The organism is Mycobacterium sp. NGS49 (genome assembly GCF_059812565.1).
The window spans coordinates 1-26,147 of record NZ_JCALCX010000024.1; the positions used below are offsets into that span (position 1 = coordinate 1).

Genomic DNA, 26,147 nt, shown 5'->3' on the forward strand with positions numbered 1-26,147 from the left:
GCAAATCTTGCGGGTACGTGATCGGCATCACACGTCCCTAGGAGTAGACATGGCAATTCACGGCATTATCAGCGCGATCCTGGTCGGTCTGGTGATCGGCGTGCTCGGGCGGCTCGTCGTACCAGGAAAACAGCCGATCCCCATCTGGTTGACGATTCTCGTCGGCATCGGTGCTGCGTTCCTGGGCACCGCACTGGCCAACGCACTGCACATACCGACCCAGACCAACGGTGTCGATTGGCTGGAGCTGTTGGTTCAGGTTGTCGTGGCGGCGATCGGCGTGGCCATTGCCGCGGCCGCATTCGGGCGCAGGCGGTCCGGCGTGCTGAGGCGCTGACGGTTGGGGGCGCGGGAGCCGGCTGCTGGTCAGCCGGCTCCTTGCTGTCTGGCGCTGCACTGGCGCTTGAGTGACGGCACGTGCGATGGTGGCAGAGCGATACCCGTCGGGAACACGACCATAGGCTGAGGTGGCGCTGCGGTGCAGCTAAGCGCACAGAACTTGCACCTGTTGAATATTCCTGTCCCCAACTACGATCGCAGCCGAATCAGAACCGGCATAGTGCATTTCGGTGTCGGCAACTTTCACCGTTCGCACCAGGCAATGTATATCGACCGGCTACTCAATCAGGGCATTGCCCGGAACTGGGGAATCTGCGGGGTCGGCGTCCTGCCGGGTGACCGTCGGATGCGCGACGCGTTGCGCGGTCAGGACCATCTCTACACGCTGACCCTGGCGCACCCCGACGGCACCCAGGAGCCACGAGTCATCGGCTCCATCGTCGACTTCCGTTATGCGCCAGACGATCCGGTGATCGAGCTGCTCGCGGACCCCGCGGTCCGCATCATCTCGTTGACCATCACCGAAGGGGGCTACCACCCGCCGTTGAGCGCGGTCTTCGGCCTGGTCACCGCGGCGCTGGACCGGCGCCGGCTGCGGGGCCTGCCCTCCCCGACAATCATGTCCTGCGACAACATCGTCGGAAACGGTGACGAGGCACGGCGGGCGTTCACGTCCTATGCGCAGGCGGCCAATCCGGCGGTGGCGCACTGGATGGACGAGAACACCAGGTTCCCCAATTCGATGGTGGACCGGATCACGCCGGGCACCACTCCCGACGTGGCGTCGCGGCTGGCAACCGAATTCGGCGTAGACGATGCCTGGCCGGTGACCGCCGAACCATTTGCCATGTGGGTGATCGAGGACGATTTCGCCGACGGCCGCCCACCCCTGGAGCGGGCCGGTGTCAAGTTCGCCGACGACGTGTCACCGTATGAGGCGATGAAGCTGCGGCTGCTGAACGCGAGCCATCAAGGCCTGTGCTATTTCGCGTACCTCGCCGGGTACCGCATGGTGCACGACGCCGCGCAGGACCCGTTGTTCGCCGAATTCCTCAGGCGCTATCAGGAACACGAGGCGATGCCGACACTGGCACCGCTCGAGGAGTTACCCGCATTCAAGGGTCAACTTTCGCCACGGTTCACCAATGCGCATGTCCGCGACACGGTGGCGCGCCTTTGCGCCGACTCCTCGGACCGCATTCCCAAGTGGCTGCTGCCCGTCGTCCGCGACAACCTGCGCTCGGGTGGGCCGGTTCGGCTGTCCGCGGCCATCGTCGCCAGTTGGGCCCGGTACGCCGAGGGGGTCGATGAAGACGGCCGGCCGATCGACGTGGTGGACCCGCAAGCGGAAACCCTGATCCCGCTTGCCCGCTCGCAGCGCTCAAACGCATCGGCCTTCCTGTCCAATCGCTCGGTATTCGGCAACCTGATCGAGGAGCCCCGCTTCGTGCAGCCCTACCTGTGGACGCTGGACTTGCTGCACCGCGACGGCGCCCACGCGACAGTGGGAAAGCTGCTGCAGTCATGACCCTGGTCGGCGGTATCGACTCGTCGACCCAGTCCTGCAAGGTCCTGGTGTGCGACGCCGACACCGGTGCGGTGCTCCGCCAGGGTCGCGCCGCACACCCCCCAGGGACCGAGATCGATCCTGCCGCTTGGGAATCGGCCGCCCGACAGGCCATCGCCGCGGCAGGTGGGTTCGACGACGTCGACGCGGTGGCAATCGGCGCGCAACAACACGGCATGGTCTGCCTCGATGCCACCGGTGCCGTGGTGCGGCCCGCGCTGCTATGGAACGACGTGCGCTCGGCCGGCGCGGCAGCTGCGCTGGTGGACGAACTCGGCGGACCTCAGGCGTGGGCCGACGCCGTCGGACTGGTGCCGCTGGCCGCGGTCACCGTCGCGAAACTGCGCTGGCTCGCCGACCGCGAACCCCGGCACGCCGACCGCACGGCGGTCGTGTGCCTGCCCCATGACTGGCTGACCTGGCGACTGCGCGGCGAATCCGATATCGCAACGCTGACCACCGACCGCAGCGACGCCAGTGGCACCGGCTATTTCGACGCCGAGAGCGACCGGTACCGGATCGACTTGCTGCAGCTGGCGCTGCACGGCCGCAGTCCGGCACTGCCGCGCGTGCTCGGTCCGTCCGAGTGTCTCGGCGGCGCGACGCTGTTCGGTGCCGGATTGGGTGACAACGCTGCCGCGGCGCTGGGCCTGGGCGCCGAGGACGGCGACGTGATCGTCTCGATCGGCACCTCCGGGGTGGTTTGTGCGGTGGCCGCTGACCCGGTCCGCGACGATAAGGGATTCGTGGCCGGCTTCGCCGACGGCACCGGTCGCTACCTTCCGCTGGTGTGCACGCTGAACGCGGCGCGGGTGCTCGATGCCGCGGCGACGATGCTGCGGGTCGACCACCACGAGCTGTCCGGGCTGGCGTTGTCGGCGCCACCGGGCAGCGGCGGCCTGGTACTGGTGCCCTATCTGGAGGGTGAACGAACACCCAACCGGCCCAACGCTACTGGTGCGTTGCACGGTCTGCGGGTGTCCAACTCGACGCCGGCCAACGTGGCCCGGGCAGCCGTGGAAGGCTTGCTGTGCGCACTCTCCGACGGTCTGGCCCACCTCACCGGGCACGGCGTCCGCACCCGCCGCATCCTGCTGATCGGCGGCGGCGCGCAGTCGCGTGCGGTGTGCGAGATAGCGCCGGCGGTATTCGGAATGCCGGTGCTGGTGCCCACCCCCGGCGAATACGTCGCGCTCGGCGCGGCCCGGCAGGCGGCGTGGGCATGCAGCGGATCACCCCACCCGCCCGCGTGGCGACCGCCGGCAACGCGCGAGTACACCGCTGACGCCGAGCCGGGCGTGCTCGAACGCTATGCGCAGTTGCGGGATCTCACCGAATGAGCGGAAGCGGCCGGTAGACCGGCAGGGCCCGGTACTTGGAGGCGAAGGTGGCCTTGTCGTACTTCTCGCCGATCTCGCCGTCATGGGCGACCACAGTGGGTCCCTCGACGGCCGTGAAGGTGAACTCCGGCACCTGCATCTCGTGATACAGCGGGCTGCGTTCCAGGCGTCCGAGCGCCAGTGCAGTCAGGATCCTGATCCGGGCCAGCCGCCGGCCGGTCTCCAGGATGCGCACATCGATCAGGCCGTCGTCCATCCGGGTGCGCCGCGACGGCGCGAATCCCGTTGGCAGATAGAGGGAATTGCCGACGAACATGAAAGACGTCTGCAGCGTCTTGTTGTCGTAGCTGATGCGCACGGGCTGGCCGTTGCGCAAGGTGTGCAGCATCGCGTACATGCCGGCCAGGGGCTTGCCGATGCGCTTCTCCAGCTTCTCCCGCTGCTGGACGAACGCGGGGTAGGCGCCGATGCTGGCGGTGTTGACCACCATGTGGCACTCGTTCAGGCACATCAAGTCGACGTAGGCCACGCTGCCACGCCGGATCGCTTCGATCGTCTTGGCGTTGGAGTCGCAGCCGATGTCCTTGGCGAAATGGTTGAAGGTTCCGCCCGGAAAGACGGCCAGCGGCACTCCCCTGTCGGCAGCCACCGCCGCGGCCGCTGCCACGGTGCCGTCACCCCCGCCGACCGCAAGCACCTCGGCGCGTGCGGCAGCCTCGCCCAACACCTGCAGCGGGTCTTCGTCGGCGCCCAGTTCGACGATCTCCGCGGCGGGCAACTGGGCGCGAACCTCCTCGGCGACGCGGGCGCCGGTGCCGCTGGCCGAGGCCGGGTTCACGACCAGCACCACGCCGGAGCCGTCGGGCCGTTCCGGTACATCCATCCGGAGCGGCTCGGTCTTCGGCAGAGCGGTTTCGACGATCGGCGGGACCAGCCGGCTGCCCAACACGGCGATGCCGGAGCCGATGCCGAATCCGATGACGACGTCACCGGGGTAGTGCGCGCCGACCGCCACCCGGGACAACCCGACCAGGCCCGCCAGCAACGCCAGCCCGAAGCCCACCGTCGGGTTCTCCAGCCCCACTCCGACGGCGAACGCGGCAGCGCTGGCCGAGTGCCCCGACGGCAACGAGTTGGACGTGGGGCGGCGCCGGACGCGGCGGACCAGCGGCACCGAATCGTAGAGCGGGCGCGGCCGCCGGCGGACGCGCTTGGCGACCTGATTGGTCACCAGGCTGGTGACCCCCAGCGACACCAGCCCGCGGACGGCGCCGCGCTGCGCGGAATGCTTTCCCGACGCGATCAACAACGCTCCGATGGCGAACCACAGCTTGGAGTGGTCAGCCGCCCGGGTCAGCGGCGGCATCGCCGAGTCGAGCAGCGGGGTCGGACTCTCCGCGATCGCCTCGAACAATTCGCGATCGAGGGCGCCCAGCCCGCGGGTTATCTGTTTGATGCTGCGTGCTTCTCGCCAGGGCCGCCGGTCCATTGACTCCACCCTAGGTCAGTGCATGCGGATCGGGTCGTTGGGATGCGGGCTCAGCGGTGTGGTCTCGATCGTCATCCAGCCCGAAAGCGGCAGCGACTCCACGATGGCCATCAACTCGCCGGGGTCGCGGGCACGCCACAGACTGAGCGTGCCCGGGCCGTCCGGCGCGACGGCAAGTGTCCAGAACCGGGACAGGTGCCCGCGCACGGCAAGGTCCCGAATCTGGGCGACTTCGCGTGCCCGGGCCGCCGCCACGGCCGCCTCCGGGGTACCCGGTGGCACGATGAGGGTCATCGTGATCAGGGATTCGGGCCCCTTTCCCGGCCGACCGACCACGCCCTGGGCAGCCGGATCGTCGGGATGCGCGCCCAGCACCGTGACCTGGTCGGTGCGCCATGTTCGCCCGGGCATCGACGAAAGCACCTGCGCGAGCTGGTCTTCGTCGTCGGCCGCGAACAAACCGAGCGCACGCCGCCGGCCGGGCTGAAGCGGCGGACGCCACAGCCGCCGCAAGTGCCCGCGCCTCGCGAGATCCCGCGAGTGCGCGCGCTCGCGGCGAACGGCGTCGCTGACCTCTGCTGCGGATGTCCCGTCCGGCACGCAAGTGGTCATCGCGACCAGGAATTCCACGAAAAGACTGTATTCCGATGCTCATCGGTGGGGACGCTCGGCTTTGCGGCGCAACGTCCACGCCGGTACCCAGTGCGTGACCGTCTTCTGCTTCGCCCCGAAGGCCACCGGATAGGTCACCAGACCCCACCAGTCGCCCTGCTCGCAGATGCCCCAGCAGCTCAACGTGCCCTCGACCACCTTGTGCAGCTGCAGACCGTTGGGCTGATACCTGCCCGAGCGGTGCGGCTCGCGCGGGAACAGCACCGTCAGGTCCACCAGCACCGGAACGGGCGGACGGACCGGCCGGAACGGCCCGCGGAGGGGTTGCCCGTTGTACCCGATCGACGCGAGCCGCCCCATCGATCGATCATACGTTCGAATACGGGATCGCCGTCAGTCCTGCGGGGGTAGCCGACGGGCTTCTGGCACCATGACCGATGTGGCCCGGCGTTGCGGTGCACTCGATTCCCTCCTCGTCGGTGCGTTCGCCGCCGCAGTCGGCCTTTGGGGCGCCGGCCGGCCCTCGTTCTGGTACGACGAGGCGGCAACCGTCTCGGCTGCCTACAGTCGTTCACTCGGCCAGTTGTGGCACATGCTTGGCAGTGTCGACGCGGTTCACGGCCTGTACTACCTGTTCATGCACGGCTGGTTCGAGGTTTTCCCGCCGACCGAGTTCTTCTCCCGGGCACCGAGCGGCCTGGCCGTCGGGGCCACCGCGGCCGGAGTGGTGATGTTGGGGCGGCAGCTGTCGTCGCGCACGGTGGCGCTCAGCGCCGGGATGTTGTGCGCGATCCTGCCGCGGACGACATGGGCCGCCATCGAAGCCCGTCCGTATGCCCTGTCGATGATGGCCGCGGTCTGGCTGAGCGTGCTGCTCGTCTGCGCCACGCGCCGCGCCGGCGCGTGGATGTGGGCGGCTTACGGCGCCGGCCTGGCCCTCTCGATCATGCTGGACGTGTATCTGATCCTGTTGCTGCCGGCGCACGCCGGCTTCCTCTGCGTCTTTGCGCGGCGGCGAAACGTGTTGTCCGCGTTCACCATTACCTCGATCGTCACGGTCATTGGCATGGCGGCGTTCCTGGTCACGGTCGTCGGGCAGGCCCATCAGATCCGCTGGGTCGCTGCGATCGGGCACCGGACCGTCGAAGACGTGGCGGTGCAGCAGTACTTCGAGCGCAACCCACCCTTCGCGGTGCTGTCGGCGCTGGTCGTGGTCGCTGCCGTCACCGTCTGGCGATGGTCGCCGGTGCAACTGACGCAGGCGGATCGGCAGCTGCTGACCCTGGCGGTGGCCTGGATCGTGATGCCGACCGCGCTGATCGTGCTGTGGTCGTTGGTCCACCCGATCTACACGCCCCGGTATCTGACCTTCACCGCACCGGCGGTCGCGCTAATCCTGGGCGTCTGCATCGGCGCGGTGTCCGTCAAGCCGTGGACGGCAACGGCGCTGGTCGCCCTCTTTGCGGTCGCTGCCGCTCCGAATTACCTTCGCACGCAACGTCATCCGTATGCCAAGTACGGAATGGACTACAGTCAGGTCGCCGATCTGATCGGCGCGGAGGCGGCCCCCGGTGACTGTCTACTCGTGAACGACACCGTGAGCTTCATGCCCGCACCGATGCGCCCGTTACTGGCGGCGCGTCCCGACGCGTATCGAAAGCTCGACGACCTCACCCTGTGGCAGCGGGCAACCGAGCGCAACGACGTCTTCGACACCAACCTGATACCGGAGGTGGTCGCCGAACCGCTGAGCCGCTGCCACGTGGTGTGGATCATCACCGAGGCCGACAAGGCGATGCCGTCGCACGAGCAGGGTTCGGCGCTGCCGCCCGGCCCGCGCTATGGCGCTACCCCGGCCTTCGCGGTTCCGCACGACCTGGGTTTCCGACTGGTCGAGCGCTGGCAGTACAACCTGGTTCAGGTCATTCGAGCGCAGCGGTGACGCGCTACCAAACGCGGATGTAGTCGATCAACATCGAGGCCGGAAAATTGCCGGCGGCGGGATCCCCGGCGCCGACGCCACCGACCGCAAGGGTGAACATCGGAGTCATCCAGTAGCCCGGATTGTTGAACGGCCAGCGGAAGTCGTCGGGAGCGCCGCCCGCAACGTGGATGGGCTTGGGCGGAACGCTGAAGTACTGGGCGCCGTCGCGGGAAAACTTGAAGCCGCTCTCATCCCAGCGCATCTGCCAGGTGTGCCAGCCCTCGTCGACCAGGCCGGGAATCGACTTCCCCTCCCAGGTCTTGCCGTTGGACGCCGCGTGAACCGTCGTCCCCGGGGCCCAATCCCCATTGCCGTACCACTCGAAGATGTCGACCTCGCCATCCGGCAGCGGATCCTCGTTGACGGTCCAGAATGCGGGCCACAGGCCGGGGCTGAGGCAGTCCAGCTTGATCCGTGCTTCCCAGGTGGTGTTGATCATGCCGCGCCAGTTGCCGCGCAGCTTGCCGCTGTAGTAGCCGTCCAGCTCCCGGGTGGCCCTGAGCACGAGGTTGGAATTGCCGTCCTGGAAAACATTGCGGGGATCGTTGCGGTAGATCCCGTCGACCGGCGGAAAGACGTCGTCCTGCCAGGTCTGCACGGTCCACTTGGCGGGATCGGGCCCCGCACCCGCCGGACCGTCGAATTCGTCGTGAAACAGGTAGGGCCCGGACCCACCGGCGGACGGGGCCTGGGGTGGCGCCGGGTGCGCCTTGGCCTCGGGAATGGGAATCGCGGCCGCGGCTGCCAGCATGCCGATACCGGTCGTCAACAACATGCTGCGACGATCCATTCAAATACCACCGTTCCTCAGTGCCCACTCAGAGCCGCGAATGATGACTCGCGCCATCCCCCTGCACAGTTCTCACAAAACGGTCTTATAGAACCATGTGCCGGGCCGGACGCGCATCTTGCACACGCGGTGAGATGCGCCGCAACCTTCCCGGCTCACGTTTCCACTGCCTCTATCTGGTCAATTCGGTGTGTCAACCATCGTGGACAGGAGGTCGGGATGCGGACCATGATCGCCGCCGGGATACTGACAGCGGGCGCCGCGCTGCTCACCACCGCCGTGGGTATGGCCAATGCCGATGAAGTGCAGGTCGAGGGCAGCTACGCGACGCTGGCGGCCTGCCAGGCCGACGGCCCGCACGTCGAGATCACGCACAACGACGGCGCCTATACCCACTGGGACTGCCGCCAGGGCGAGGACGGGCTCTGGTATCTGCACCTGTCGAACTGAGGTCAGAAGACGCGCACCCAGTCGATGAGCATGTCCTGCGGGTAGTTGCCCGCCGCGGGGTCACCGCCCCCGGACCCACCCACGGCCAGGTTGAGAACGGGGAAGACCGTGTAGTCGGGGTCGTTGAACGGCCATTCGCGGATCGGTTCGTCAAGGTTCTCGATGCCCGTCGCGGGAACCGAGAAGTACGGGGCGGCCCCCTCGGAGTAGTCGACCCAGAAATACATCCCGGAGGGATCCCACCTAACCCGCCAGTTGTGCCAGCCGCCGTCCACCCCGATCGGGTGCGTCTCGAACGCCGTGCCGTCCGGGTTGGCGTGCACAGTCGTGCCCGACGGCCAGGTGCCGTTGCCATACCACTCGATCAGGTCGATCTCGCCACTGCGGCCCGGGTCGTCGTTGGACAGCCACCAGGCCGGCCACATTCCCGGCCCGAGGCAGTTCATCTTGATTCGCGCCTCCCAGGTGGTCCCGACGCCGCCTCGCCACAGCCCGTGCACCAGGCCGCCGAAGTAGCCGGCGCCGTCCCGGGTGGCCCGCAGCACCAGGTTGGAGTTGCCGTCCAGGAAGACGTTCTGGCGACTGTCGCGGTACTGCCCCCAGTACTGGGGCTGGTCGAACCCCACCGGGTTACGGATCGGCGTGCGGAAACTCGACACCGCCCACCTCGACGGATCGGGCGCCGAGCCGGCCGGACCGTCGAACTCGTCGTGCCAGATGAACCCACCGGTGGCCCCCGCCGCCGGTGCGGCCGGCGCGGGTGCGCGGGAAGGATCGGCCCCGGCTACCGGGGCCGCGCTCGCGGCCGCCAATGCGCCGAATCCCGCCATCATGATCATGCGGCGACGGTTCATCTGTGGCATGGCAAGGGAGGATAGCAGCCCCCCGGAAAGGGGGTCTGGCCGTCGCCGGGTAACGAGGGCGGCGTCACCGCGCGGACCGGACGGCTTCGAAACCTCGTCGCGGCAAGCCATTTCACATGCCGCGGGATCACCGGGCTCAGCCCGGTTCGCTCAGCTTGACCAGTGTCTTGCCGATGTTGGCTCCGGTGAACAGCCCGTTGAGGGCCTCGACGCAGGACTCGATGCCCTGGTAGATCGTCTGCCGATGCCGGAGCCGCCCGTCGGCCTCCCATTGGCGCAGGTTCGCGAACGCCTCGTCGAAACGGCCCCACTGGTCGAGCGCGTTGAACCCCTGCATCGACGCCGTCTTGGACAGCAGGTTGACGTAATTGGCCGGTCCCGGGTGCTCGCCGGTGAGGTAACTGGAGATGACACCACAGAGCACCACGCGCGCCCTGGGTGCGAGCCGGCCCAGCACGGCGTCGAGGATCGGTCCGCCGACATTGTCGAAGTACACGTCGACACGGCGGGGGCAGTGCTCCTTGAGCGCGGCCACCATGTCGTCGTTCTTGTAGTCGATGCAGGCGTCGAAACCGAAGTCCTCGACCACCGCCCGGCACTTGTCCGGTCCGCCGGCGATACCCACCACCCGGGCACCGGCGATCTTGGCGATCTGGCCGGCCACCGATCCGGTGGCACCCGCCGCGGCCGAGACGACCACGGTCTCACCGGCCTGGGGGCGACCGATGTCGGTCATGCCGAAGTAGGCCGTGGCGCCGGTGGGACCGTACACCGACATGATGGCCAACTGATCGCCCTCGCCCGGGATGGGCGTGCTGAAGATGTCGTCGCGGATGGTCACATACTCCTGAAAGCCGGTGAGCGTGGTGACAATGTCGCCGACTTCGTAAGCATCACAACGTGTTTCGACGACTTCACCGATGCCGGCCGCCCGGATGACCTCGCCCAGCCGCACCGGCGGCAGGTAGCCGGGCTGGTCGTCGAGCCAGGTGCGTGCGGCGGCGTCGATGCCCACGTAGGTCGTGCGGAGCAGCGCCTCGCCTTCGGCCAGTTCGGGCGCCGGCCGGGTGACGAGCTCGGTGTCGTCGGGCCGCACCAGCCCGCAGGGGCGGCGGCGCAGCAGGATCTGGCGATTCGGCAACTGGGGCACGAGGCCGAGCCTATTCCGCGGCCTTCGCGATATGGGAGCATCTGAGGCATGAATCCAGAGGACGACCCGGAAGCCCGGATCCGGGAGCTGGAGCAGCCGCTGGCTGACCAGGCGCGCGCATCCGAGTTCGGTTCCGACCTGGGATCCAGTGGCGGTTACAGCTATCCGCCGCCCCCGCCCGGGCCGGTGCCGCCGCCGCCGATGCCGCCGAACATGGCGCCGCAGTCCTATGGCTACGGCAGCCCGTACCCCGGGGCGACGCCGCGGTCCTCATCGGGCATGCGCTGGTTCTGGATCCTGGCCGCGGTCGGCGTCATCGGGGTGCTGCTGCTGGTCGGCGGCATCGCGGCGTACGCGGCCCGACAGTTCTCCCATGACGACCTCGTAGTGGCGTCCCCTACCGAAAGCACCTCGGCGGTCCCGTCGCCCGGCACCGCGCCCAGTCGCACGGCGCCCTCCACCGGCAAGACGCGGTCGCCCAGCGCGAGTCCGTCGCCATCGGCCACCGCACCGGCCGGCGAGGAGATCACAATTTCGGGCATCAACGAGAACCGCACGGTGGCCTGCAGCGACAACGTCGTCACCGTCAGCGGCATCTCGAACACGGTGGTGCTCACCGGGCACTGCGCGACGGTCACCGTGTCCGGCTTGCAGAACGTCGTCACCGTCGATGCGGTCGACACCATCGAAGCCTCCGGACTCAACAACAAGGTCACCTATCGCTCCGGCTCCCCGAAGATCAGCAAGAACGGCAGCGGGAACGTGGTGGAGCAAGGCTGAACCGGCGACCGCCGCCGCCGAGGTTACGCGGGATCGTCCGCCGAGTCGTTGGCCGGCGGGTCGCCCGGATCGTCCAACACGCTGACCGCGATGCCGTACGGCAGGAAACGCACCTTGCGCTTGGGATCGGTGTTGTTCTTGTGGGCGCGCAGCGCGTCGAGCTCGTTGGCGTACACCTGCTCCACCCGGGCCCCGCCGTCGGCGTCCACGGTGTAGATGGCCCACACCCCGTCACCGGCCTCGCCGGCGGTCTCGGGCTCGGGCCGTCCGCGCCGGGAAAGGTCGTCGAAGAGCAGCGACCACCCCGACCGGCCACCGGGAGCTCCGACATACCTGGTGAAGCGCTCGAACGCGTCGCGCAAACCCTCGGTCCCCTCCCGGATCACCCGATCGAGGTCCTCGGGATCGAACCCGAATCCGCCGCCCGATCCACCCTTATCGCTCATACTGCCCAGTCTGCGCTCAAGTCACCGGATCCGCTACGGGCCGGGTTCCGCGGGGGGCGGCGGGGCCGGCGGCGGAGGCGGGTTGATGGGAATCGGGATCGAGACGAACGGTAGGTGCAGGTACATCGTCATGATCGGAGTCGGCGGAGCCGCGGGGGCCGGCGCGGCCGGCGGGGGCGCCGCGGGCGGCGGTGCCACGGGCTGGGGGGCCTGTGGCACCGGCGTCTGCACCGGCGGAGGGGCCTGGCGGGTCGGCTGCCGGCGGGGCTGTGGTGCCGGCGCCAGGTACGCCGGGGCCTGCGCCGGTCTGGTGACGGTCTGCGGCGGTGCCTGCACCACCGGCGGCGGGGGGGCCGCCACCTCCACGGGCGGCGGCGCCGCCGGCGCGGCGCTCGGTGCCGGCAACAAGACCTGCGCCGGCAGCTCGGTGGCGGGCGCCGCCACCGCCGGTGTCTGGAGGCTGTCGCGTGGTCCACCCTGCTGCGCCGCGGTCGGGCGGACATCGGAGGACAGCGACACGACCAGAACCCCGGCCACCACAGCGGCCACGCCGACGACGGCGCCGCCGATCAGCGCCAGGGGCCGACGCCTGGTGTCGGTGGCGGGCTCGATCCGGTGCTCGGTGTCCTCGTCCACCGCGCTGTAGGCCAGTGCGCCCTCGCTGACACCGGCCATCGCGCACACGTCGAGGTAGCTCGGGGTGAGCGCGCGGGGACTCACCTCCCCGGTGCCCGGGTCCAGTGCGTAGGCCAGCGCGGACGTCGACGAGGCGAACAGCGGCGCATTCGCCGATGCCAGCGCCGCGCCCCGGGCCAGCGCCATTTCCGGTTCTTCCGGACAGCTCACGACCAGGGACGTCGCGGCCTCCACCGCCGGCTTGAGGTCGACGATGTCGACGCCACAACCGACGAGAAACACGCCGTCGGCCCGCGAAGCCGGCGCATCGAGACCGGCGACCATGGTGACCAGCCCGGCGGCCGGCGACGCATCCCCCAGCGACTGGCGATGCAGGTCCACGATCGAGCCGTCGGCGATCTCCACCACCGCAAGCGTCGCGCTGTCGGCCTCGACGAAAAGCATCGCGATGTGCTCGTAGTCCAGGGCCGCGCCCACCGTCTGCGCCAGCGCGGCCGCGGCGAGCAGCGGCGAAACCAGCATCACACCGCCCACCTCGCGGGCGGCCAGTTCCAGCCGCAGCGCGGCCACCTCGGTGGGATCGGTCCACGTCACCCCGGTGGAGGTCAACTGGTAACCGCCCTCGGTCGCGCCTTCTCGGGTGCCGATCAGCGCGGCGATCACCCGATCGGTCGCGGCTTCACCCCCGTCGTCGGCAGCGACGTCGATGCTTTCTTCCTCGACGGTCGCGCCGTCGGCATCCGTGCCCTCGATCAACACCATCCGGACTGCCGAGGGCTCCATCGATACCCCGAGCACGATGTCCATAACCCCTCCAAGCCATGTGCGAGCTAGCACGGGGTCTAGGCGGACCGGCGCACCGCCCCGGCCGCCATCGACAAGAGATCCGCCCCTCTGCTGGAGCGACCGATTCAGCTGGCCTGTATGCAGTTTGCCAGCTCAAACCCTACTCGCACACATCGAGGCAGGGAGCGATTCCTATGAAGCTCAAATGCAGACGGCGTGCGGGGCCGACACGTGGCCCCGGACCGGACACCCGTGTTTGTCGCGCGCCCGAAGGCACCTGACCCGCGGGGTCAGGGGCCGCCCGGGCTGGAGAACGGGTTCTGTGGGTTGGTGTTCTGCGGCACCTGGTTGAGCGGGACCTGATTTGCCGGAATCTGGCTGCCCGGGGCCTGGTTGGCCGGGGCCTGGTTGGCGGGCACTTGAATCGGTATCGGGAGCGGGATCAGCGGGACGTGCAGCCACTGGGTCGTCATCTTCACGGGCGGCGGTTCCGACGTGGCGGGTGCCTCCGCCGCACTCGGCTCCTCTGCCGCGCTGGGCGACTCGGGGGTGGACGGCGGTGCGGAGCTGACCGGCGTGGTGGCCGCGGGGGGGCGTGTGGTGGTGGTGATCGGCGCCGGCTTGGTGGTCGTCATCGACGGGGGCGGCGACGGGGTCGGCGGGGGCGGTGGCGGCGTCTCGACACTGGTGGGCGCCGCCGCATTGGGGATCGCCGCCTCGGTGGGCGGTGGCGGTAGCGGGCTGGGCGCCATGGGACTGGTCGGGATGGGATTGGGCAGCTTCGCGCTCGGCGACGGCGCGACGCTGGGCACGATCGGGGCCGGGTGGGGAGTGTGGCGTTGCTCGACCGCGGTCAGGGTGATCGCCACACCGCCGATCGCCGTCATCGCCACCGCCGCACACAGGCCGATCAGCAGCTGCGACACCCGAACGCGTCGCCAGGACGGCTCTTTGGGTGGATCGATGATGTTGAGCCGCATCGAGAAGCAAGGACCGTCTTCGTTGTAGGAGTCGCCCTCGAAGCGGGTCGGCACCTCCGGGAATTCGGTCTGCGACCAAGCCAATTCACGGTCTGTCAGGGCATCCTGGTCGATCACCAACACGTCGCCGGCCGGCAGGTCGATCACGCCGGTGCCCGAACCTGCGGTGGCTTGGGCAAACCCTGCCATCAGCCCGATGGAGGTGCGGGTCCGCAGGTCGAGAAGTTCCTCCCGCGTCGCCAGCAGCAGGGCTCCTTTTGCGGCCGCGCTCACCGGATCCGACGCGGTCAGCACCGGCAGCCTGGTGTGAAACGAGAGGCGTTGGCTGACAAGCGGAATGCTGGCGCCCCCGCCGACCGTCACCACCGCTGCGAGGTCGGCGAAGCTCGAGTTGTGGCGCGCCAGCATGTCGTCGAAGGCGTAGATGAGGCCGGTGAGCCGGTCGGCGATCAGGTCCTCGAACTTCTCCCGGTGCAACTCGATGCCGGTGCGGGTACCCGAAAGCTCAACCGCGAGTTCGGTCACGGCGTCGGTGGACAGCCGCTCCTTGGCCTCCCGGCACTGGTCGCGCAGTCTGCCGAGCTGCCCCAGGGCGGTGGGACCGGTCGGGTCCACGTCCTCGTGGCCGAGCTCTTCGATCACCTGCAGCAACAACGCCTGATCGAGCTGGTTGCCCGAGAAGTCGTCGTAACGCATTGTGGCACTGACAGGTTCGAACTCATCCTTGGTTTCGACCAGGGTGACACAGGTGCCGGAGCCGCCGAAGTCCAGCAGCCCGACCACGCCTCCGGTGGGCACGCCCACTTCGGCGTTGACCGCCGTCAGCGCCGCGATCGCATCCGGCACCAGGCGTGGTGCCATGCCGCTGCGGACGAACCCGACGTGCGTGCGCAATGCGTTGCGCAACGCCTGCACCGTCGCGGGTTTCCAGTGCGCGGGGACGGCAATCGTGATCTCCGAGGAACTCGCATCGGCACCGACGGCAACCACCATCGCATCCAGCGCCTCAACCGTCAGCAGGTCGGGGTCGTGCGCGGATCCGTCCGGGGAGATCAGCGCCACAGAATCGCCGATACGTTCCACGAACGCACTCATCAGAGTGCCCGGTTCGGCCGAATTATCGGCGAACACACCAAGTTTCGGGGCGCAGTGTGGATACAGGGTGAGCACGGCGCGACGGATGACCGGAGAACTGCCGTTCGCCGCCGCAACCAGGTTCATGGTCCCGATCGACAACCCCAGCGGGTCGTACATATAGCCATGCTTTCGTCGATAGGGGTCGGTAGCCAGCGTTAACCATAGCCGCGGAGGTGTCGAATACGGTTCGGCAGCAACCTCATTGGTATCCGGTCGATGCCGTGTCGTCATTGAAAAGGTATCTTCGGCACCCTTGACAGGACGGCCGGAGCAACGTCCGGCCCGGCCCTGGCGCAGCGCGGCCGGCGTGATGTGCTGCAATGGCCCGGTGAGCCTCTCCGATTACCCCGTGGCAGATGTCGAAGCGATCAAGCAGGTCAAGTACCGCTACCTGCGCGCGATGGATACCAAGCACTGGGACGAATTCGCCGACACGATGACCGAGGACATCGTCGGCGCCTACGGTTCGTCGCTGGGTAAGGAATTGCACTTCGACAATCGCAAGGACCTGGTTGAGTACCTGAGCTCAGCCATGGGGCCCGGCGTGGTCACCGAACACCGGGTGACGCATCCGGAGATCACCGTCAGCGGGGACACGGCTTCGGGTATCTGGTATCTGCAAGACCGGGTCATCGTGGCCGAGTTCAACTTCATGCTGATCGGCGCGGCGTTCTACCGGGATCAGTACCGGCGTACCCCCGACGGGTGGCGGATCAGCGCAACCGGCTACGACCGCACCTATGAGGCGACGATGTCGGTGGCGGACCTCAAGTTCAACGTGAAGCCCGGCCGTGCTCGCGCAGATGTGAGCGAATAGCGGCCTCTTACTTGGCGATCGCGATGACCGCGCCGGGCCGCAGCCACTTGATGATCGACACCAGCGTCGCGTCGTCGATGGCCACACATCCCTCGGTGGGACCGCCGTCGGTGGTGTGAAAGAAGAACGCGGCGCCACCACCGGGCACCTTGTTCTTGTTGACACCCATCACCACCGCGTGCTTGTACTGCGGGATCTGCAGGTTCTCGCTTTCGGCAGTATTGAAGGGGCACTGCGCTTTCTGGCACACCTGCATGCTGTTGAAGGTGGGGCTGTGGTCGTCGCCACTCCACCAGTGGTTCGGTCCGACTTGCGTATAGGGAAGCCCCCCACCGGGATTCGGCGCGGTACCGAACGCCGAGTCCAGGCTGTAAACGCCCATCGGGGTGGCCGGATAGCCGCTCTTGGCCTGCGGGGCCATACCCGCCGAGCCGACGTGGGTGGAAATGCCGGTCTTCAGCGGCTGCCAGCCGGCCGCGGTGCGCTGATAGATGTCCATCTTCGCGTTGGACCCACCGGTGGAGACCACCGAAACCACTTGTGTCGCATTACCGACCGAGTTCGCGAACCACGGATTTCCGGCCGCGCCGGCAACCGGGGCACACAATCCTGCGAGAGCGATGACCATTACGGGAGCGCACACGGCAGCACAAAGCTGAGCTAGCAGTCGGCGCATTGCTCAATCGTCAGACCGGCCGCAGCGCAGGGTCAAGTCAAGGTTGAGACCCGGTTGCGTCACGGGGCCGTGATCCAGGCCGGAACACCCAGAGACACAACATGAAATACACGTACCCCAGCGCCCAGCCGGCGATGACGTCCGACGGGTGGTGCACGTTGAGCGCCACCCGCGCCACGCCCACCCAGAAGACACCCAGGCCGGACAACCCCATCGCGGCGACCCGCGCCGGACGGCTTCTCATCATCGGCAGGAACAGGGCCAGCAGCGCGAGCAAGCCACACATCGCCTCAAGTGCGTGCCCCGACGGGAATGACGTCTCGGTTGCCACAACCAGGGCGGTGGCGGGGCGCGGCCGCCCGGCCAGATTCTTGGCCACCCAGGTCACCAGCCCGTTGAGCGGGCCGCAGGCCAGCAGCAGCAGCCCCATTCTGACCCGCCGCCGGGCCAGCAGCGCCACCGCCGCCACCAGGCCGCACACCCGCACGGGAACCGGGCCCAAGACAATAGACACGACAACCCAGAACCGCACCCATCCGGCGTGCTTGATCCCGATGTCGTGCGCCGGGTTCAACAGCGCCCAGTCGAAGTCGTGCAGCCAGCCCCAGTGCTGCCGGTGCCCCACCCACAGCACGACGTAGAGCAGCACCGCCGCCGGCACCAGCCAGCCCGGCCACCGGCAGCGGGGCGCACTTTGTCGGCTGGTCACGGGCTACATCGATACCAGGCTTGGTGCACCGAACGCCAAACCGCCCCATACTGGCGAGATGGCGGTGATTCTTCGCAAGTTGTTCGGTGTCGGTAAGTTGCCCGCGGATCTGCACGCCCAGATGGAAGCCGAGGGCATCATTCACCTCGCCGAATTCGTCGCCGTCACCAGGCGGTTCAGCGGCTCCATTCCGGGCCTGCGCTCGCAGGGCAGCATCGCCAGCTATGTGGGATCGCTGGTGTTCACGCAGGAGCGGGTGCTCGCGACACTGTCGGTGGTGCCCAAGCTGGCCGGTCGCGTCGTGGACGTGCGATGGGACGAGGCGGAAAGCGGTGCGGCCACCGCGGAGATCTCCGCGACGGGACTGCAGGTCGATCTGGACACCGCCGCCGTGGACGAGAAGTTCCACGGTCACCTGTCCCTGCACTTCAAGGACACCATTGACGACGAACTGCTGGCCCGGCTGCCGCGGCGCTCGCTGGCCTTCGATGTGCCGCCGGAGTACGTCTTCCGGGCGGTGGGCGTCACGTACAGCCCGTGAGGGCCACGTTTCTACGATGACCGGGTGACCGATCACGCGTACACCGCCGCCGAGCGTCGCGCCGTGTACCGCGTCATCTCGCAGCGACGCGACATGCGCCGCTTCGTGCCGGGCGCAGAGGTTCCCGGCGAGGTGCTGACCCGACTGCTGCAAGCCGCCCACGCCGCGCCCAGTGTGGGACTGATGCAGCCGTGGCGCTTCATCCGGATCACCGATCAGGACCTACGGCGGCGCATCCACGCACTCGTCGACGCCGAACGCGTTCTCACCGGGGCAGCGCTGGGGCCGCGGGAGGCGGAGTTTCTGGCCCTGAAAGTCGAGGGCGTGCTCGAGTGCGCGGAGTTGCTGGTGGTGGCGCTGTGCGAGAACCGGGAGGCGCACATCTTCGGCCGGCGCACGCTCCCGCAGATGGATCTCGCGTCGGTCTCGTGCGCGATCCAGAACCTGTGGCTGGCGGCGCGGTGCGAGGGCCTGGGCGTGGGCTGGGTGTCGCTGTTCGACCCGGACCGGTTGGCGTCCTTACTGGGGATGCCGGCCGGTGCCGAGCCGGTGGCGATTCTGTGCGTGGGTCCGGTGCCGGACTTCCCGGACCGCCCGGCACTGGAATTGGACGGCTGGACGTCGGCGCGACCGCTGCCGGACTTCGTCTCGGAGAATCAATGGCAGACTCCTCAGAGCGAAAGGACGGTGTGAATGGGTGACGCGGGAACAGCTGCGCAGAATGTCCTGCTCGTGCACTGGCACGACCTCGGCCGTTACCTCGGTGCCTACGGCCACCCGGACGTGTCGAGCCCACGACTGGACCGCCTCGCCGCCGAGGGCATCCTGTTCACCCGGGCGCATGCCACCGCACCGTTGTGCTCGCCCTCACGCGGCTCGCTGTTCACCGGGCGCTACCCGCAGAGCAACGGGCTGCTCGGCTTGGCCCACCACGGTTGGGAATACCGCACCGGGGTACGCACCCTGCCCCAGCTGCTGAGTGAATCCGGTTGGTATTCAGCACTTTTCGGCATGCAACACGAGACGTCCTATCCCAAGCGGCTGGGGTTCGACGAGTTCGACGTGTCGAACTCGTACTGCGAGTACGTGGTGGAGAGGGTCCAGGAGTGGCTGCAGGACTGGCCCACTCTGCAAGCCGGTGAGCCGTCCGGACAACCATTCCTGCTGACCGCAGGCTTCTTCGAAACCCACCGGCCCTATCCGCACGATCGCTACCAGCCCGCCGACAGCGCGGCCGTCGCCGTCCCTGACTACCTGCCCGACACCCCCGAGGTGCGCGGCGACCTCGCCGACTTCTACGGGTCCATCACCACTGCGGACGCCGCCGTCGGCCGGATTCTGGACACCCTGTCCGAGACGGGGCTGGACGCCAGCACCTGGGTGGTGTTCTTCACCGATCACGGTCCGGCGTTTCCCCGGGCCAAGTCCACGTTGTACGACGCGGGAACCGGCATAGCGCTGATCATCCGGCCGCCCGCCGGCCTCGGCGTCCCGCCGTCTGTCTACGACGAGTTGTTCAGCGGCGTCGATCTGCTGCCCACCCTGCTCGGATTGCTGGGTGTCGAGGTGCCTGACGACGTCGACGGCGTCTCGCACGCCGATGCGCTGTTCGCACCCGAGGCGATCGCCCCGGTGCGCGATCACGTATACACCACGAAGACCTACCACGACTCGTTCGACCCGATTCGGGCGATCCGCACCAAGGACTACAGCTACATCGAGAACTACGTGCCGCGGCCGCTGCTGGACCTACCGTGGGACATCGAGGAGAGCCCGTCCGGAATGGCCGTCGCACCCTTCGTCACCGCGCTCAGGCCGCCGCGCGAACTCTACGATCTGCGCACCGACCCGACCGAGACCAGGAATCTGCTCGGTGACACGGTGCCCAACCGGGACGCTGACTCCGTCGCGGCAGATCTTGCCGTACGGCTCCATGACTGGCGTCAGCGCACCGGAGATGTGATCCCTTCGGAGTTCGCCGGCACCCGGATCTCGGTGCGATACACCGAAACCTATCTGCAGATCCATCGCTCGACACCGACCAGCCGCTCCGCCATCGCCGTGGACCGCGGTATCGAAGACGAGGTCGAGCCCGGCCTAACCAGTTGACCGGCGCCCGCCGACCTGCGCCACGATGAACAGCCGCCGGAACGGGAAGATGGTCGTGCCGTCGGCGCGGGCCGGATAGGCGTCGTCGAGCAGCGGGATCAGCTCCTGGCGGAATTGGTCGAAACCGTCGTCGTCGAGGCGCTCACGCACCGGCACCAGCGCCGTGCCGGTGATCCACTCGAGCACCGGGTTCTCGCCGGAGAGCTGGTGCAGATAGGTGGTCTCCCACGCGTCGACCCGGCAGCCGGCGTCCAGCAGCAGGTCGGCGTAGTGGTTGGGCGGATGCACCACCGCACCCACCCGAAACGGTATGTCGCGCATGATCTTCGCGTACGGCTCCCGGCGGGCCAGCGCGCGCACGGCGGCATGCGACGGCGTGTCGAAGTTGCCGGGGATCTGCACGGCGATCCACGACCCGCCGGGCAGCTGTCCGACCCACTTGAGCAGCAGGTCGGAGTGTTCGGGCACCCAGTGCAACGCCGCGTTGCTGACCACGACGTCGGTGTCCGGTTGCGGCTTCCAGTTGCGCAAGTCGCCGGTGACGGCGTCGATCCCGCGTTCGCGGGCCGCGGCAACCATCTCCGGTGAACTGTCGATGGCCTCGATCACCGCTTGCGGCCAGCGCTTGGCCAGGTACCGGGTCAGGTGACCGGGGCCGCAACCCAGGTCGACCACGCGGCGCGCCCGGTCGGCCCCCACCCGCGACAGCAGGTCGTAGAACGGACGGCTGCGATGAGCCGCAAAAGCCAGGTAGACGTCCGGATCCCACATTTCGGTCCTCCTGATCGACACCTGCAGTGGTTTGGTCCGTCGGGTGTCATAAACAAACCGTATTACCGGACTCGCCCAGAATGCGCGGCCACGGTCTGAAAAATATTGACGATCGTGTCCAAACGCCCGGCTTTCGTCCCGAAGTGCGCGTTAACATCGAGGAGATGTCTGAGATTTCGGACCTGGCCGGCGACGCTGCCGCTCCGATCATTCCACCGGCGCTCGTTCCCGACGTACCCGGCGGCGATGTCGGCGCCGAGGGACTGCCCGCCCGCTCGGCCCTTTCGGCCCGGCAGCGCCTCGTGGTGGAAGCCTCGGCCATCAGCGATGTCGCGCTGCGCACCACCGCGTCGGCACTGCTGGCCGCCACGGTGGCACCGGTGGTCGTCAACAGCAATCTGCGCCGCGGCGATTCCGGCAGCGAGCGCGACAAGCTCAGGTTCTACGCCGAACTCGGCGCCGAGAAAGATCCGCGCAAGTCCTTTCCGGCTCCGCTCGAGCCACCCGAGAAGGTGTCCCGGCAGGCCAGTCCAATCGCCCAGCGAGTCGCACTGGCCACCATCGACAACATCTCGTTCCCCAGCAGTTTCCGGGCGATCAACCCGGCGATACGCAAGCGGTGGAGTGCGTTGACTGCCAACAATGTGGTGCGTGCCCAACATTGGCGCCACGATGACGGGCCGCGGCCCACACTGTGCGTGATCCACGGCTTCATGGGCTCTTCCTACCTGTTCAACGGCCTGTTCTTTTCGCTGCCGTGGTACTTCCGGTCCGGTTATGACGTGTTGTTGTACACGTTGCCCTTTCATGGGAAGCGAGCCGAAAAGTGCTCACCCTTCAGCGGTTTCGGGTTCTTCGCCAATGGGTTGAGTGGTTTCGCCGAGGCGATGGCCCAAGCGGTGCACGACTTCCGGTCCGTGGTGGATTATCTGCACGGCACCGGTGTGGAAAAGATTGCGCTGACGGGACTTTCGCTGGGTGGGTACACCGCGGCGCTGATCGCCTCCGTCGACGACCGACTGGAAGCCGTCATCCCGAACTGCCCCGTCATCACGCCCGGTGACCTGTTCGACGAGTGGTTTCCGGCGAGCACCTTCATCAAGTTCGGCAGATGGCTGACCAGCATCAGCAACGAGGAGTTGCAGGCCGCGCTGGCCTATCACGGTCCGTTGAACTACCGGCCGCTGCTGTCCAAGGAGCGCCGGATGATCATCACCGGGCTGGGCGACCGGATGGCCCCGCCGCAGCACGCGGTGGCCCTGTGGGAGCACTGGGACCGGTGCGCGCTGCACTGGTTCCCCGGCAGCCACGTCCTGCACGTAAGCCAATTGGACTACCTACGCCGGATGACGCCATTCCTGCATCAGTTCATGTTCAACTGACCACCGCCACGGCGGTCGGCCAGTTCAGCCTTTCGAGCAGGTCCACCGGCGCCTGCGCGTGCCCGTCGAGTCGCCTGGTGGACAGCGGATCCAGCGCCTGCAGAGCCGGGCGCTGATTTCCCCGCTCGAGTATCAGCCCGGCTACCGGTGCCGCGCTGCCCGGCGCGGCATCGGTGTGCAACGCGCAGGCGGCGGCGAGCGTGTGGCGCCCACCCGAGTCGGCGATCTCGAGCGCCGTCCAGATTTCGCCGGCCTGCTGCGCCCGAACCGCGGCCAGCGTCTCTGGCAATGCGGAATCGGGAGTGATCCGGTACGCCGCAACATAATCCGAGTCACCCTGCTGCACCGAGCGCCAGGTTTCGCGGGCCGCCTTGGATTCGAAAGCAAGCACTTCCGGAACCTGCTCAGGGTCAACGATATTGGCGTCGAAGCCGATCTCACGCAGATGATCGGCGAGCCGGCGGGCGGCGACCTCGGCCGTCTCGTGCAACGGAATCCGGGACGAGCGGGCCTGTAGCGCGGCGAGGTTCTCGACGGCCGACACCGTCAGCCCGATCCACGTCTCGCAGGCACCGCCGGCGACGGCGCGACTGGTGATCCGGATGCTGTCGGCGCGGATGCCGTAGCAGTTGAGGTAACGGGCAATCAACGGCAACGGCAACGGGCCGGCGTCCGGCGCCGCCGGTCCCAGCCGCAGCAGCGCGGTGGTGCGGGTCTTCGCGTCGGGCTCGGGCGCCGGCCGTCCGCCACGGCGGATGATTGCCAGGCGCCGGCCGAGGATTGTGGTGAAGTGCAGCCCGCGCCACCAGCCGAACAACAGGATCACCGTCACGGCGGCGCTACCCAGCAACCAGTAGGCACGGGTGGACTGCCAGGGGTAGGCCCCGGAATAGGCTAAGGCGGCGGGCACCACGGCCAGCAGCGCCAGGGTGACCCTGGCGGCCCCCGGTTTGGGAATCGAGCGGCTCACGGGGTGGACTCCTTCCGGCGGCGCACTACCGCCACCGTCGCTGCGGTGATGATGACGAGCAGTGTCAGCACGCCGGCTCCGGCCAGTGCGACATTGCGTGGTGTGGTGTCCTTGGCCGCCGCCGGCGGCGGGAGGGTGACCGGCCGCACCGATGGCGGGGGCGGGGTCCCGCCGGGCGCGGACGGCAGTTGCCAGGTCAATGCCGCGACCGCATCCAGGGTGCCGGCCCCGACGACGTTGGACGGATCCCGGGGGCCGTTCTGTGCGGTCGCGGTCAGGCGGCGCACCACCTCGGCGGCCGGCAGCTCCGGATACTTGGAGCGGACCAGCGCCGCCACGCCGGAGACGTAGCCGGCCGCGTAACTGGTGCCGCTGAGCGGGATCTGTTGCTGGTGGTCGTCGGGCAGGCCGTTGGCCAGGGCACCGCCGTCGGCGTTGCTCACCGACGCGATGTTCTCCCCGGGTGCCGCGATGCCCACCCACGGACCGGCCATGGTGAATCTCGAGGGCCGGCCGTCTGACGCGACCGAGGCCACCGACAGCACGTAGGGCTGCCACCACGACGGCACCGAGACCGACGTGACGCCCGCCCAGTTGCGTGGGTCACTGGGCCGGCTCATATCGGTCAGCGGGTTGGAGTCGCACGAGGTGCCACCGGCCACCGATCCGGTCGGGCCGCTGTTGCCCGCGGCCGCCACGATCACCGCGTCCCGGTCCACGGCCGCATACCTGATCGCCGCCCCCAGCGCCGCCTGATCGACGCTGCGGTCGGCCGGCAGGCACGTGATCGCGGAGATGTTGATCACCCGGGCGCCGCGGTCGGCCGCGTGCACGATGGCCCGGGCCAGCGCCTCGATGTCGATGGCCGCTCGCGCCAGCGTCGGGTCGCCGCCCGGGGTGCGCGGCGAGAACTTGGCGGAAGTGACCCGCAGCGACAGCAGGCGCGCCGCGGGCGCCACGCCGGAGAAGCCGTCGTCACCGGGCTGGCCGGCGACGATACCGGCGACCAGGGTGCCGTGCCCGTCGCAGTCGGTCAGCCCGTCGGTGGAATCTACGAAGTCACCGCCGGCATCGACATTGTTCAGACGCGGACCCGGCTGCACCCCGGTGTCGATGATGGCCACCACTTGGCCTTCACCGCGGGAAAACTGCCAGGCGTCAGTCAGATTCAACATGGATTGGCTGGCGGTCGGCGTGCCCGGATCGCTGCCCGGGATGACGCCGGAGACGCTGCACGGGCCGCGCTGCTCCATCGCCTGCACCGGCCCCGGCGTCCCACTCGGCGGCTGGGCCCCGGCATCCACCACCGGCGGGCTGATCGCCGACGCCGACGGGGCAGTCGCGATCACCGGAGCCTGCAGCAACGCCAGAACCGCAGTGCAGCAACCGAGTGCAGCGGCACGTCTCATCGATTGAGCACCCAGGCGAACAAGCCGACCAGGAACGCCATCACCGGGATCAGCGAAGCGTCCAGGCCGGCCGCGACAAAGCCCAGCAACCGGCGCAGCGGCAGTGCGTAGCTGTCCGGCGAGGCGATCGACGAGTTCAGCGCCACCACGATCCACGCCAGCGCGAGGACGACCAGCACCAGTCCCGCGACGAAGGCACCCACGAAACGCCCCGTCGCGGCATAGAACACCAGCAGCACCCCGGCCACCAGGAACGGCTGCGCCAGCAGCCACGCCTTGCATGCTGCCGAATCCCACACCCGCGCCCTTAGTGTGGCGGCCAGCGAGGTCGCTACCACCACGTACCAGCCCGCAACGCTGAGCGTCTCGGGTCGCAACGCGATGGCCACCGATCCGAGCACACTCAGTAGCACGGCCGCGGCGATGAACCCGTTCTGGTGGGCGTCGCTGACCCGCACCCGTCGGGGCAGGTCCTCGAGCACCCGCAACGACGGTGCGGACGGTGTGGGATCGCCGGGCGCCGGAATGACCGGCAGCGGGAACCGCGCCCACAGCGCAGAGAGTTGAGCGGCCTGGATGGTGATCAACAGCGCGGCCACGATCAGCCCGCAGCCCAGGGTCAGTAGCGTTGGCTGCCAGAGTAATTCGGCACCCGCCGCCAGCGCGACGGTGAGCCCCACCACCGCCGTTGCGGTGAAGAATCCGACGGCGCGCTCGCGTTCCACACTCGGGACGATCAGGGCGATCAGCGACCAGGCGGCGACGCCGGCCGCGGCCAGCAGCACCTGTGCGGCCCCGAACCGACCCGGTACCGCCAGTGCCAGCGCCGCCGCAATGGGCACCAGAGCGGCGATCGACAAGGCCATCCCGGTACGCGGCGAGCGACCGGTGCTCAGCAGGCCGGTGATGGCAACCAGGGCCGCGATGACGCCGGCCGCCACCAAACCGGCCAGCGCTCCGGTGACCACCCGGTGGGCAACCGACAAACCGGTCGCCAACAGCGCCACGCCGATCACCGCGGCCAGCGCGCCGCGCTGAATGTGCTTCGGGCCCCAGGGATTGCGCCGTGACGACGAGAAGATCATGGCGGCGTCGGCGATGTCCTCGACGATGCCGGGCGCGGCGGGCCCCGTCGGCACCGGCTGCAGGGCGAGCAGATCCCCGTCGACCACGCCGACGGTGTCCAGGCTGGCGTCCAGGCTGAACGGCGCGCCCCCGATGGGCGCCAGGCTCAGGTAGGGAGCGGCCGCGCTGCCGTCAGCGTCTTCACCGTTGCGGCCGGCGGGAACCACCAAACGCTGGACCGCAGGAAGGATTTCGCGCAGCGGCAACTCGGCCGGCAGTGCCATCTCCGTCAACCGGCTGTCCGCGAGAATGGCGACGCGGACGATCGGCATGACGGTGCCGGACGTCA

At 68.4% G+C, this 26,147-nt stretch carries 26 protein-coding genes; 11 read left to right on the forward strand and 15 right to left on the reverse strand.

All coding sequences use genetic code 11. The features are described from left to right. Positions 1-49 precede the first annotated feature (49 nt). From AC5Y7D_RS22370 to AC5Y7D_RS22380, 3 genes are all read left to right on the forward strand, one after another. Positions 50-337: a GlsB/YeaQ/YmgE family stress response membrane protein gene (locus AC5Y7D_RS22370; RefSeq protein WP_499927805.1), complete on the forward strand. Its 288-nt coding sequence runs from the start codon at positions 50-52 to the stop codon at positions 335-337. Positions 338-478: 141 nt separating this feature from the next. Next, on the forward strand, positions 479-1,867 hold the full coding sequence (locus AC5Y7D_RS22375; RefSeq protein WP_499927806.1) for a mannitol dehydrogenase family protein: 1,389 nt from the start codon (positions 479-481) through the stop codon (positions 1,865-1,867). After that, positions 1,864-3,246, forward strand: coding sequence for a xylulokinase (locus AC5Y7D_RS22380; RefSeq protein WP_499927807.1), 1,383 nt, complete (start codon positions 1,864-1,866; stop codon positions 3,244-3,246). The genes AC5Y7D_RS22375 and AC5Y7D_RS22380 overlap by 4 nt, the downstream gene beginning before the upstream one ends. Here the strand turns inward: AC5Y7D_RS22380 and AC5Y7D_RS22385 are convergent. From AC5Y7D_RS22385 to AC5Y7D_RS22395, 3 genes are read right to left on the reverse strand one after another with little or no spacing between them, the layout of a single operon-like run. Further along, positions 3,236-4,735 carry a bifunctional phosphatase PAP2/diacylglycerol kinase family protein gene (locus AC5Y7D_RS22385; protein WP_499927808.1) on the reverse strand — a complete coding sequence of 500 codons (1,500 nt, stop codon included), beginning with the start codon at positions 4,733-4,735 and terminating at the stop codon, positions 3,236-3,238. The genes AC5Y7D_RS22380 and AC5Y7D_RS22385 overlap by 11 nt on opposite strands. 15 nt (positions 4,736-4,750) lie before the next feature. Further along, the gene (locus AC5Y7D_RS22390; RefSeq protein ID WP_499927809.1) at positions 4,751-5,365 is read right to left on the reverse strand and encodes a muconolactone Delta-isomerase family protein; all 615 of its coding nucleotides are present in this window, start codon (positions 5,363-5,365) and stop codon (positions 4,751-4,753) included. A gap of 21 nt (positions 5,366-5,386) precedes the next feature. Continuing rightward, on the reverse strand, positions 5,387-5,707 hold the full coding sequence (locus AC5Y7D_RS22395) for a hypothetical protein (RefSeq protein WP_499927811.1): 321 nt from the start codon (positions 5,705-5,707) through the stop codon (positions 5,387-5,389). Positions 5,708-5,777: 70 nt separating this feature from the next. Between AC5Y7D_RS22395 and AC5Y7D_RS22400 the strand changes: the two genes are divergently transcribed. Further along, a complete protein-coding gene (locus AC5Y7D_RS22400) occupies positions 5,778-7,289 on the forward strand; it encodes a glycosyltransferase family 39 protein (RefSeq protein WP_499927813.1) in 1,512 nt (503 codons plus the stop codon). Between the two features lie 4 nt (positions 7,290-7,293). Here AC5Y7D_RS22400 and AC5Y7D_RS22405 read toward each other — a convergent pair whose 3' ends face one another. Further along, positions 7,294-8,121, reverse strand: a complete 828-nt coding sequence (locus tag AC5Y7D_RS22405) for a glycoside hydrolase family 16 protein (RefSeq protein ID WP_499927815.1) — start codon at positions 8,119-8,121, stop codon at positions 7,294-7,296. A 219-nt stretch (positions 8,122-8,340) separates the two neighbouring features. Here AC5Y7D_RS22405 and AC5Y7D_RS22410 point away from each other — a divergent pair, with 219 nt between their 5' ends. After that, entirely contained in the window at positions 8,341-8,571 is a 231-nt protein-coding gene (locus tag AC5Y7D_RS22410) for a hypothetical protein (protein ID WP_499927817.1), read from the forward strand. 2 nt (positions 8,572-8,573) lie between these two features. Here the strand turns inward: AC5Y7D_RS22410 and AC5Y7D_RS22415 are convergent, their stop codons facing one another. After that, positions 8,574-9,425 (reverse strand): glycoside hydrolase family 16 protein, encoded by an 852-nt coding sequence (locus AC5Y7D_RS22415; RefSeq protein ID WP_499927945.1) that lies wholly within the window; start codon positions 9,423-9,425, stop codon positions 8,574-8,576. A gap of 145 nt (positions 9,426-9,570) precedes the next feature. Next, positions 9,571-10,584: an NADP-dependent oxidoreductase gene (locus tag AC5Y7D_RS22420; RefSeq protein ID WP_499927818.1), complete on the reverse strand. Its 1,014-nt coding sequence runs from the start codon at positions 10,582-10,584 to the stop codon at positions 9,571-9,573. A 48-nt stretch (positions 10,585-10,632) separates the two neighbouring features. On the opposite strand from AC5Y7D_RS22420, the gene AC5Y7D_RS22425 reads away from it, so the two are divergent. Continuing rightward, positions 10,633-11,364 (forward strand): DUF3060 domain-containing protein, encoded by a 732-nt coding sequence (locus AC5Y7D_RS22425; protein ID WP_499927819.1) that lies wholly within the window; start codon positions 10,633-10,635, stop codon positions 11,362-11,364. A gap of 23 nt (positions 11,365-11,387) precedes the next feature. Here AC5Y7D_RS22425 and AC5Y7D_RS22430 read toward each other — a convergent pair whose 3' ends face one another. The 3 genes from AC5Y7D_RS22430 to AC5Y7D_RS22440 all read right to left on the reverse strand — a co-directional run bounded on the left by AC5Y7D_RS22430 (position 11,388) and on the right by AC5Y7D_RS22440 (position 15,466). Continuing rightward, positions 11,388-11,810, reverse strand: a complete 423-nt coding sequence (locus AC5Y7D_RS22430) for an Rv0313 family protein (protein WP_499927820.1) — start codon at positions 11,808-11,810, stop codon at positions 11,388-11,390. 33 nt (positions 11,811-11,843) lie between these two features. Further along, positions 11,844-13,253 carry a DUF7159 family protein gene (locus AC5Y7D_RS22435; RefSeq protein ID WP_499927821.1) on the reverse strand — a complete coding sequence of 470 codons (1,410 nt, stop codon included), beginning with the start codon at positions 13,251-13,253 and terminating at the stop codon, positions 11,844-11,846. A gap of 269 nt (positions 13,254-13,522) precedes the next feature. Continuing rightward, positions 13,523-15,466: an Hsp70 family protein gene (locus AC5Y7D_RS22440; RefSeq protein ID WP_499927822.1), complete on the reverse strand. Its 1,944-nt coding sequence runs from the start codon at positions 15,464-15,466 to the stop codon at positions 13,523-13,525. Positions 15,467-15,659: 193 nt separating this feature from the next. Between AC5Y7D_RS22440 and AC5Y7D_RS22445 the strand changes: the two genes are divergently transcribed. Beyond that, positions 15,660-16,166: a nuclear transport factor 2 family protein gene (locus AC5Y7D_RS22445; RefSeq protein WP_499927947.1), complete on the forward strand. Its 507-nt coding sequence runs from the start codon at positions 15,660-15,662 to the stop codon at positions 16,164-16,166. A gap of 7 nt (positions 16,167-16,173) precedes the next feature. On the opposite strand, the gene AC5Y7D_RS22450 is transcribed toward AC5Y7D_RS22445, so the two are convergent. Beyond that, the gene (locus tag AC5Y7D_RS22450) at positions 16,174-16,842 is read right to left on the reverse strand and encodes a L,D-transpeptidase family protein (RefSeq protein ID WP_499927824.1); all 669 of its coding nucleotides are present in this window, start codon (positions 16,840-16,842) and stop codon (positions 16,174-16,176) included. Between the two features lie 37 nt (positions 16,843-16,879). Beyond that, positions 16,880-17,551: a phosphatase PAP2 family protein gene (locus tag AC5Y7D_RS22455; RefSeq protein ID WP_499927826.1), complete on the reverse strand. Its 672-nt coding sequence runs from the start codon at positions 17,549-17,551 to the stop codon at positions 16,880-16,882. 58 nt (positions 17,552-17,609) lie between these two features. Between AC5Y7D_RS22455 and AC5Y7D_RS22460 the strand changes: the two genes are divergently transcribed. Genes AC5Y7D_RS22460 through AC5Y7D_RS22470 form a run of 3 tightly spaced genes read left to right on the forward strand, consistent with a single transcriptional unit; the run spans position 17,610 to position 20,201 of the window. Then, positions 17,610-18,092 carry a hypothetical protein gene (locus tag AC5Y7D_RS22460; RefSeq protein ID WP_499927828.1) on the forward strand — a complete coding sequence of 161 codons (483 nt, stop codon included), beginning with the start codon at positions 17,610-17,612 and terminating at the stop codon, positions 18,090-18,092. Positions 18,093-18,116: 24 nt separating this feature from the next. Next, entirely contained in the window at positions 18,117-18,785 is a 669-nt protein-coding gene (gene bluB, locus AC5Y7D_RS22465) for a 5,6-dimethylbenzimidazole synthase (protein ID WP_499927830.1), read from the forward strand. Beyond that, complete coding sequence (locus tag AC5Y7D_RS22470; protein ID WP_499927832.1) at positions 18,786-20,201, forward strand: sulfatase family protein; 1,416 nt, start codon at positions 18,786-18,788, stop codon at positions 20,199-20,201. It abuts the gene before it with no gap. Here the strand turns inward: AC5Y7D_RS22470 and AC5Y7D_RS22475 are convergent. Beyond that, complete coding sequence (locus tag AC5Y7D_RS22475; RefSeq protein WP_499927834.1) at positions 20,190-20,972, reverse strand: trans-aconitate 2-methyltransferase; 783 nt, start codon at positions 20,970-20,972, stop codon at positions 20,190-20,192. The two genes, AC5Y7D_RS22470 and AC5Y7D_RS22475, sit on opposite strands and share 12 nt — an antisense overlap. A 164-nt stretch (positions 20,973-21,136) precedes the next feature. On the opposite strand from AC5Y7D_RS22475, the gene AC5Y7D_RS22480 reads away from it, so the two are divergent. Beyond that, on the forward strand, positions 21,137-22,354 hold the full coding sequence (locus AC5Y7D_RS22480) for an alpha/beta hydrolase family protein (protein ID WP_499927836.1): 1,218 nt from the start codon (positions 21,137-21,139) through the stop codon (positions 22,352-22,354). Here the strand turns inward: AC5Y7D_RS22480 and eccE are convergent. The 3 genes from eccE to eccD are packed head-to-tail and all read right to left on the reverse strand — an operon-like array spanning position 22,347 to position 26,130. Continuing rightward, positions 22,347-23,324: a type VII secretion protein EccE gene (eccE, locus tag AC5Y7D_RS22485; protein ID WP_499927838.1), complete on the reverse strand. Its 978-nt coding sequence runs from the start codon at positions 23,322-23,324 to the stop codon at positions 22,347-22,349. The genes AC5Y7D_RS22480 and eccE overlap by 8 nt on opposite strands. Next, complete coding sequence (mycP, locus tag AC5Y7D_RS22490) at positions 23,321-24,733, reverse strand: type VII secretion-associated serine protease mycosin (RefSeq protein WP_499927840.1); 1,413 nt, start codon at positions 24,731-24,733, stop codon at positions 23,321-23,323. Before mycP ends, eccE begins: the two co-directional genes overlap by 4 nt. After that, entirely contained in the window at positions 24,730-26,130 is a 1,401-nt protein-coding gene (eccD, locus tag AC5Y7D_RS22495) for a type VII secretion integral membrane protein EccD (protein ID WP_499927949.1), read from the reverse strand. The genes mycP and eccD overlap by 4 nt, the downstream gene beginning before the upstream one ends. Positions 26,131-26,147 lie beyond the last annotated feature (17 nt).

Excerpts from the sequence above, each read along its gene's own strand:
- mycP (WP_499927840.1), bottom strand. The coding sequence starts at position 24,733 with ATGAGACGTGCCGCTGCACTCGGTTGCTGCACTGCGGTTCTGGCGTTG.
- AC5Y7D_RS22400 (WP_499927813.1), top strand. The coding sequence starts at position 5,778 with ATGACCGATGTGGCCCGGCGTTGCGGTGCACTCGATTCCCTCCTCGTC.
- AC5Y7D_RS22475 (WP_499927834.1), bottom strand. The coding sequence starts at position 20,972 with ATGTGGGATCCGGACGTCTACCTGGCTTTTGCGGCTCATCGCAGCCGT.
- eccD (WP_499927949.1), bottom strand. The coding sequence starts at position 26,130 with ATGCCGATCGTCCGCGTCGCCATTCTCGCGGACAGCCGGTTGACGGAG.
- AC5Y7D_RS22445 (WP_499927947.1), top strand. The coding sequence starts at position 15,660 with ATGTGCTGCAATGGCCCGGTGAGCCTCTCCGATTACCCCGTGGCAGAT.
- AC5Y7D_RS22415 (WP_499927945.1), bottom strand. The coding sequence starts at position 9,425 with ATGAACCGTCGCCGCATGATCATGATGGCGGGATTCGGCGCATTGGCG.
- AC5Y7D_RS22425 (WP_499927819.1), top strand. The coding sequence starts at position 10,633 with ATGAATCCAGAGGACGACCCGGAAGCCCGGATCCGGGAGCTGGAGCAG.
- AC5Y7D_RS22430 (WP_499927820.1), bottom strand. The coding sequence starts at position 11,810 with ATGAGCGATAAGGGTGGATCGGGCGGCGGATTCGGGTTCGATCCCGAG.
- AC5Y7D_RS22395 (WP_499927811.1), bottom strand. The coding sequence starts at position 5,707 with ATGGGGCGGCTCGCGTCGATCGGGTACAACGGGCAACCCCTCCGCGGG.
- AC5Y7D_RS22380 (WP_499927807.1), top strand. The coding sequence starts at position 1,864 with ATGACCCTGGTCGGCGGTATCGACTCGTCGACCCAGTCCTGCAAGGTC.
- AC5Y7D_RS22450 (WP_499927824.1), bottom strand. The coding sequence starts at position 16,842 with ATGCGCCGACTGCTAGCTCAGCTTTGTGCTGCCGTGTGCGCTCCCGTA.
- AC5Y7D_RS22440 (WP_499927822.1), bottom strand. The coding sequence starts at position 15,466 with ATGTACGACCCGCTGGGGTTGTCGATCGGGACCATGAACCTGGTTGCG.
- AC5Y7D_RS22460 (WP_499927828.1), top strand. The coding sequence starts at position 17,610 with ATGGCGGTGATTCTTCGCAAGTTGTTCGGTGTCGGTAAGTTGCCCGCG.
- AC5Y7D_RS22470 (WP_499927832.1), top strand. The coding sequence starts at position 18,786 with ATGGGTGACGCGGGAACAGCTGCGCAGAATGTCCTGCTCGTGCACTGG.
- AC5Y7D_RS22410 (WP_499927817.1), top strand. The coding sequence starts at position 8,341 with ATGCGGACCATGATCGCCGCCGGGATACTGACAGCGGGCGCCGCGCTG.
- AC5Y7D_RS22405 (WP_499927815.1), bottom strand. The coding sequence starts at position 8,121 with ATGGATCGTCGCAGCATGTTGTTGACGACCGGTATCGGCATGCTGGCA.
- AC5Y7D_RS22435 (WP_499927821.1), bottom strand. The coding sequence starts at position 13,253 with ATGGACATCGTGCTCGGGGTATCGATGGAGCCCTCGGCAGTCCGGATG.
- AC5Y7D_RS22385 (WP_499927808.1), bottom strand. The coding sequence starts at position 4,735 with ATGGACCGGCGGCCCTGGCGAGAAGCACGCAGCATCAAACAGATAACC.
- AC5Y7D_RS22370 (WP_499927805.1), top strand. The coding sequence starts at position 50 with ATGGCAATTCACGGCATTATCAGCGCGATCCTGGTCGGTCTGGTGATC.
- AC5Y7D_RS22480 (WP_499927836.1), top strand. The coding sequence starts at position 21,137 with ATGTCTGAGATTTCGGACCTGGCCGGCGACGCTGCCGCTCCGATCATT.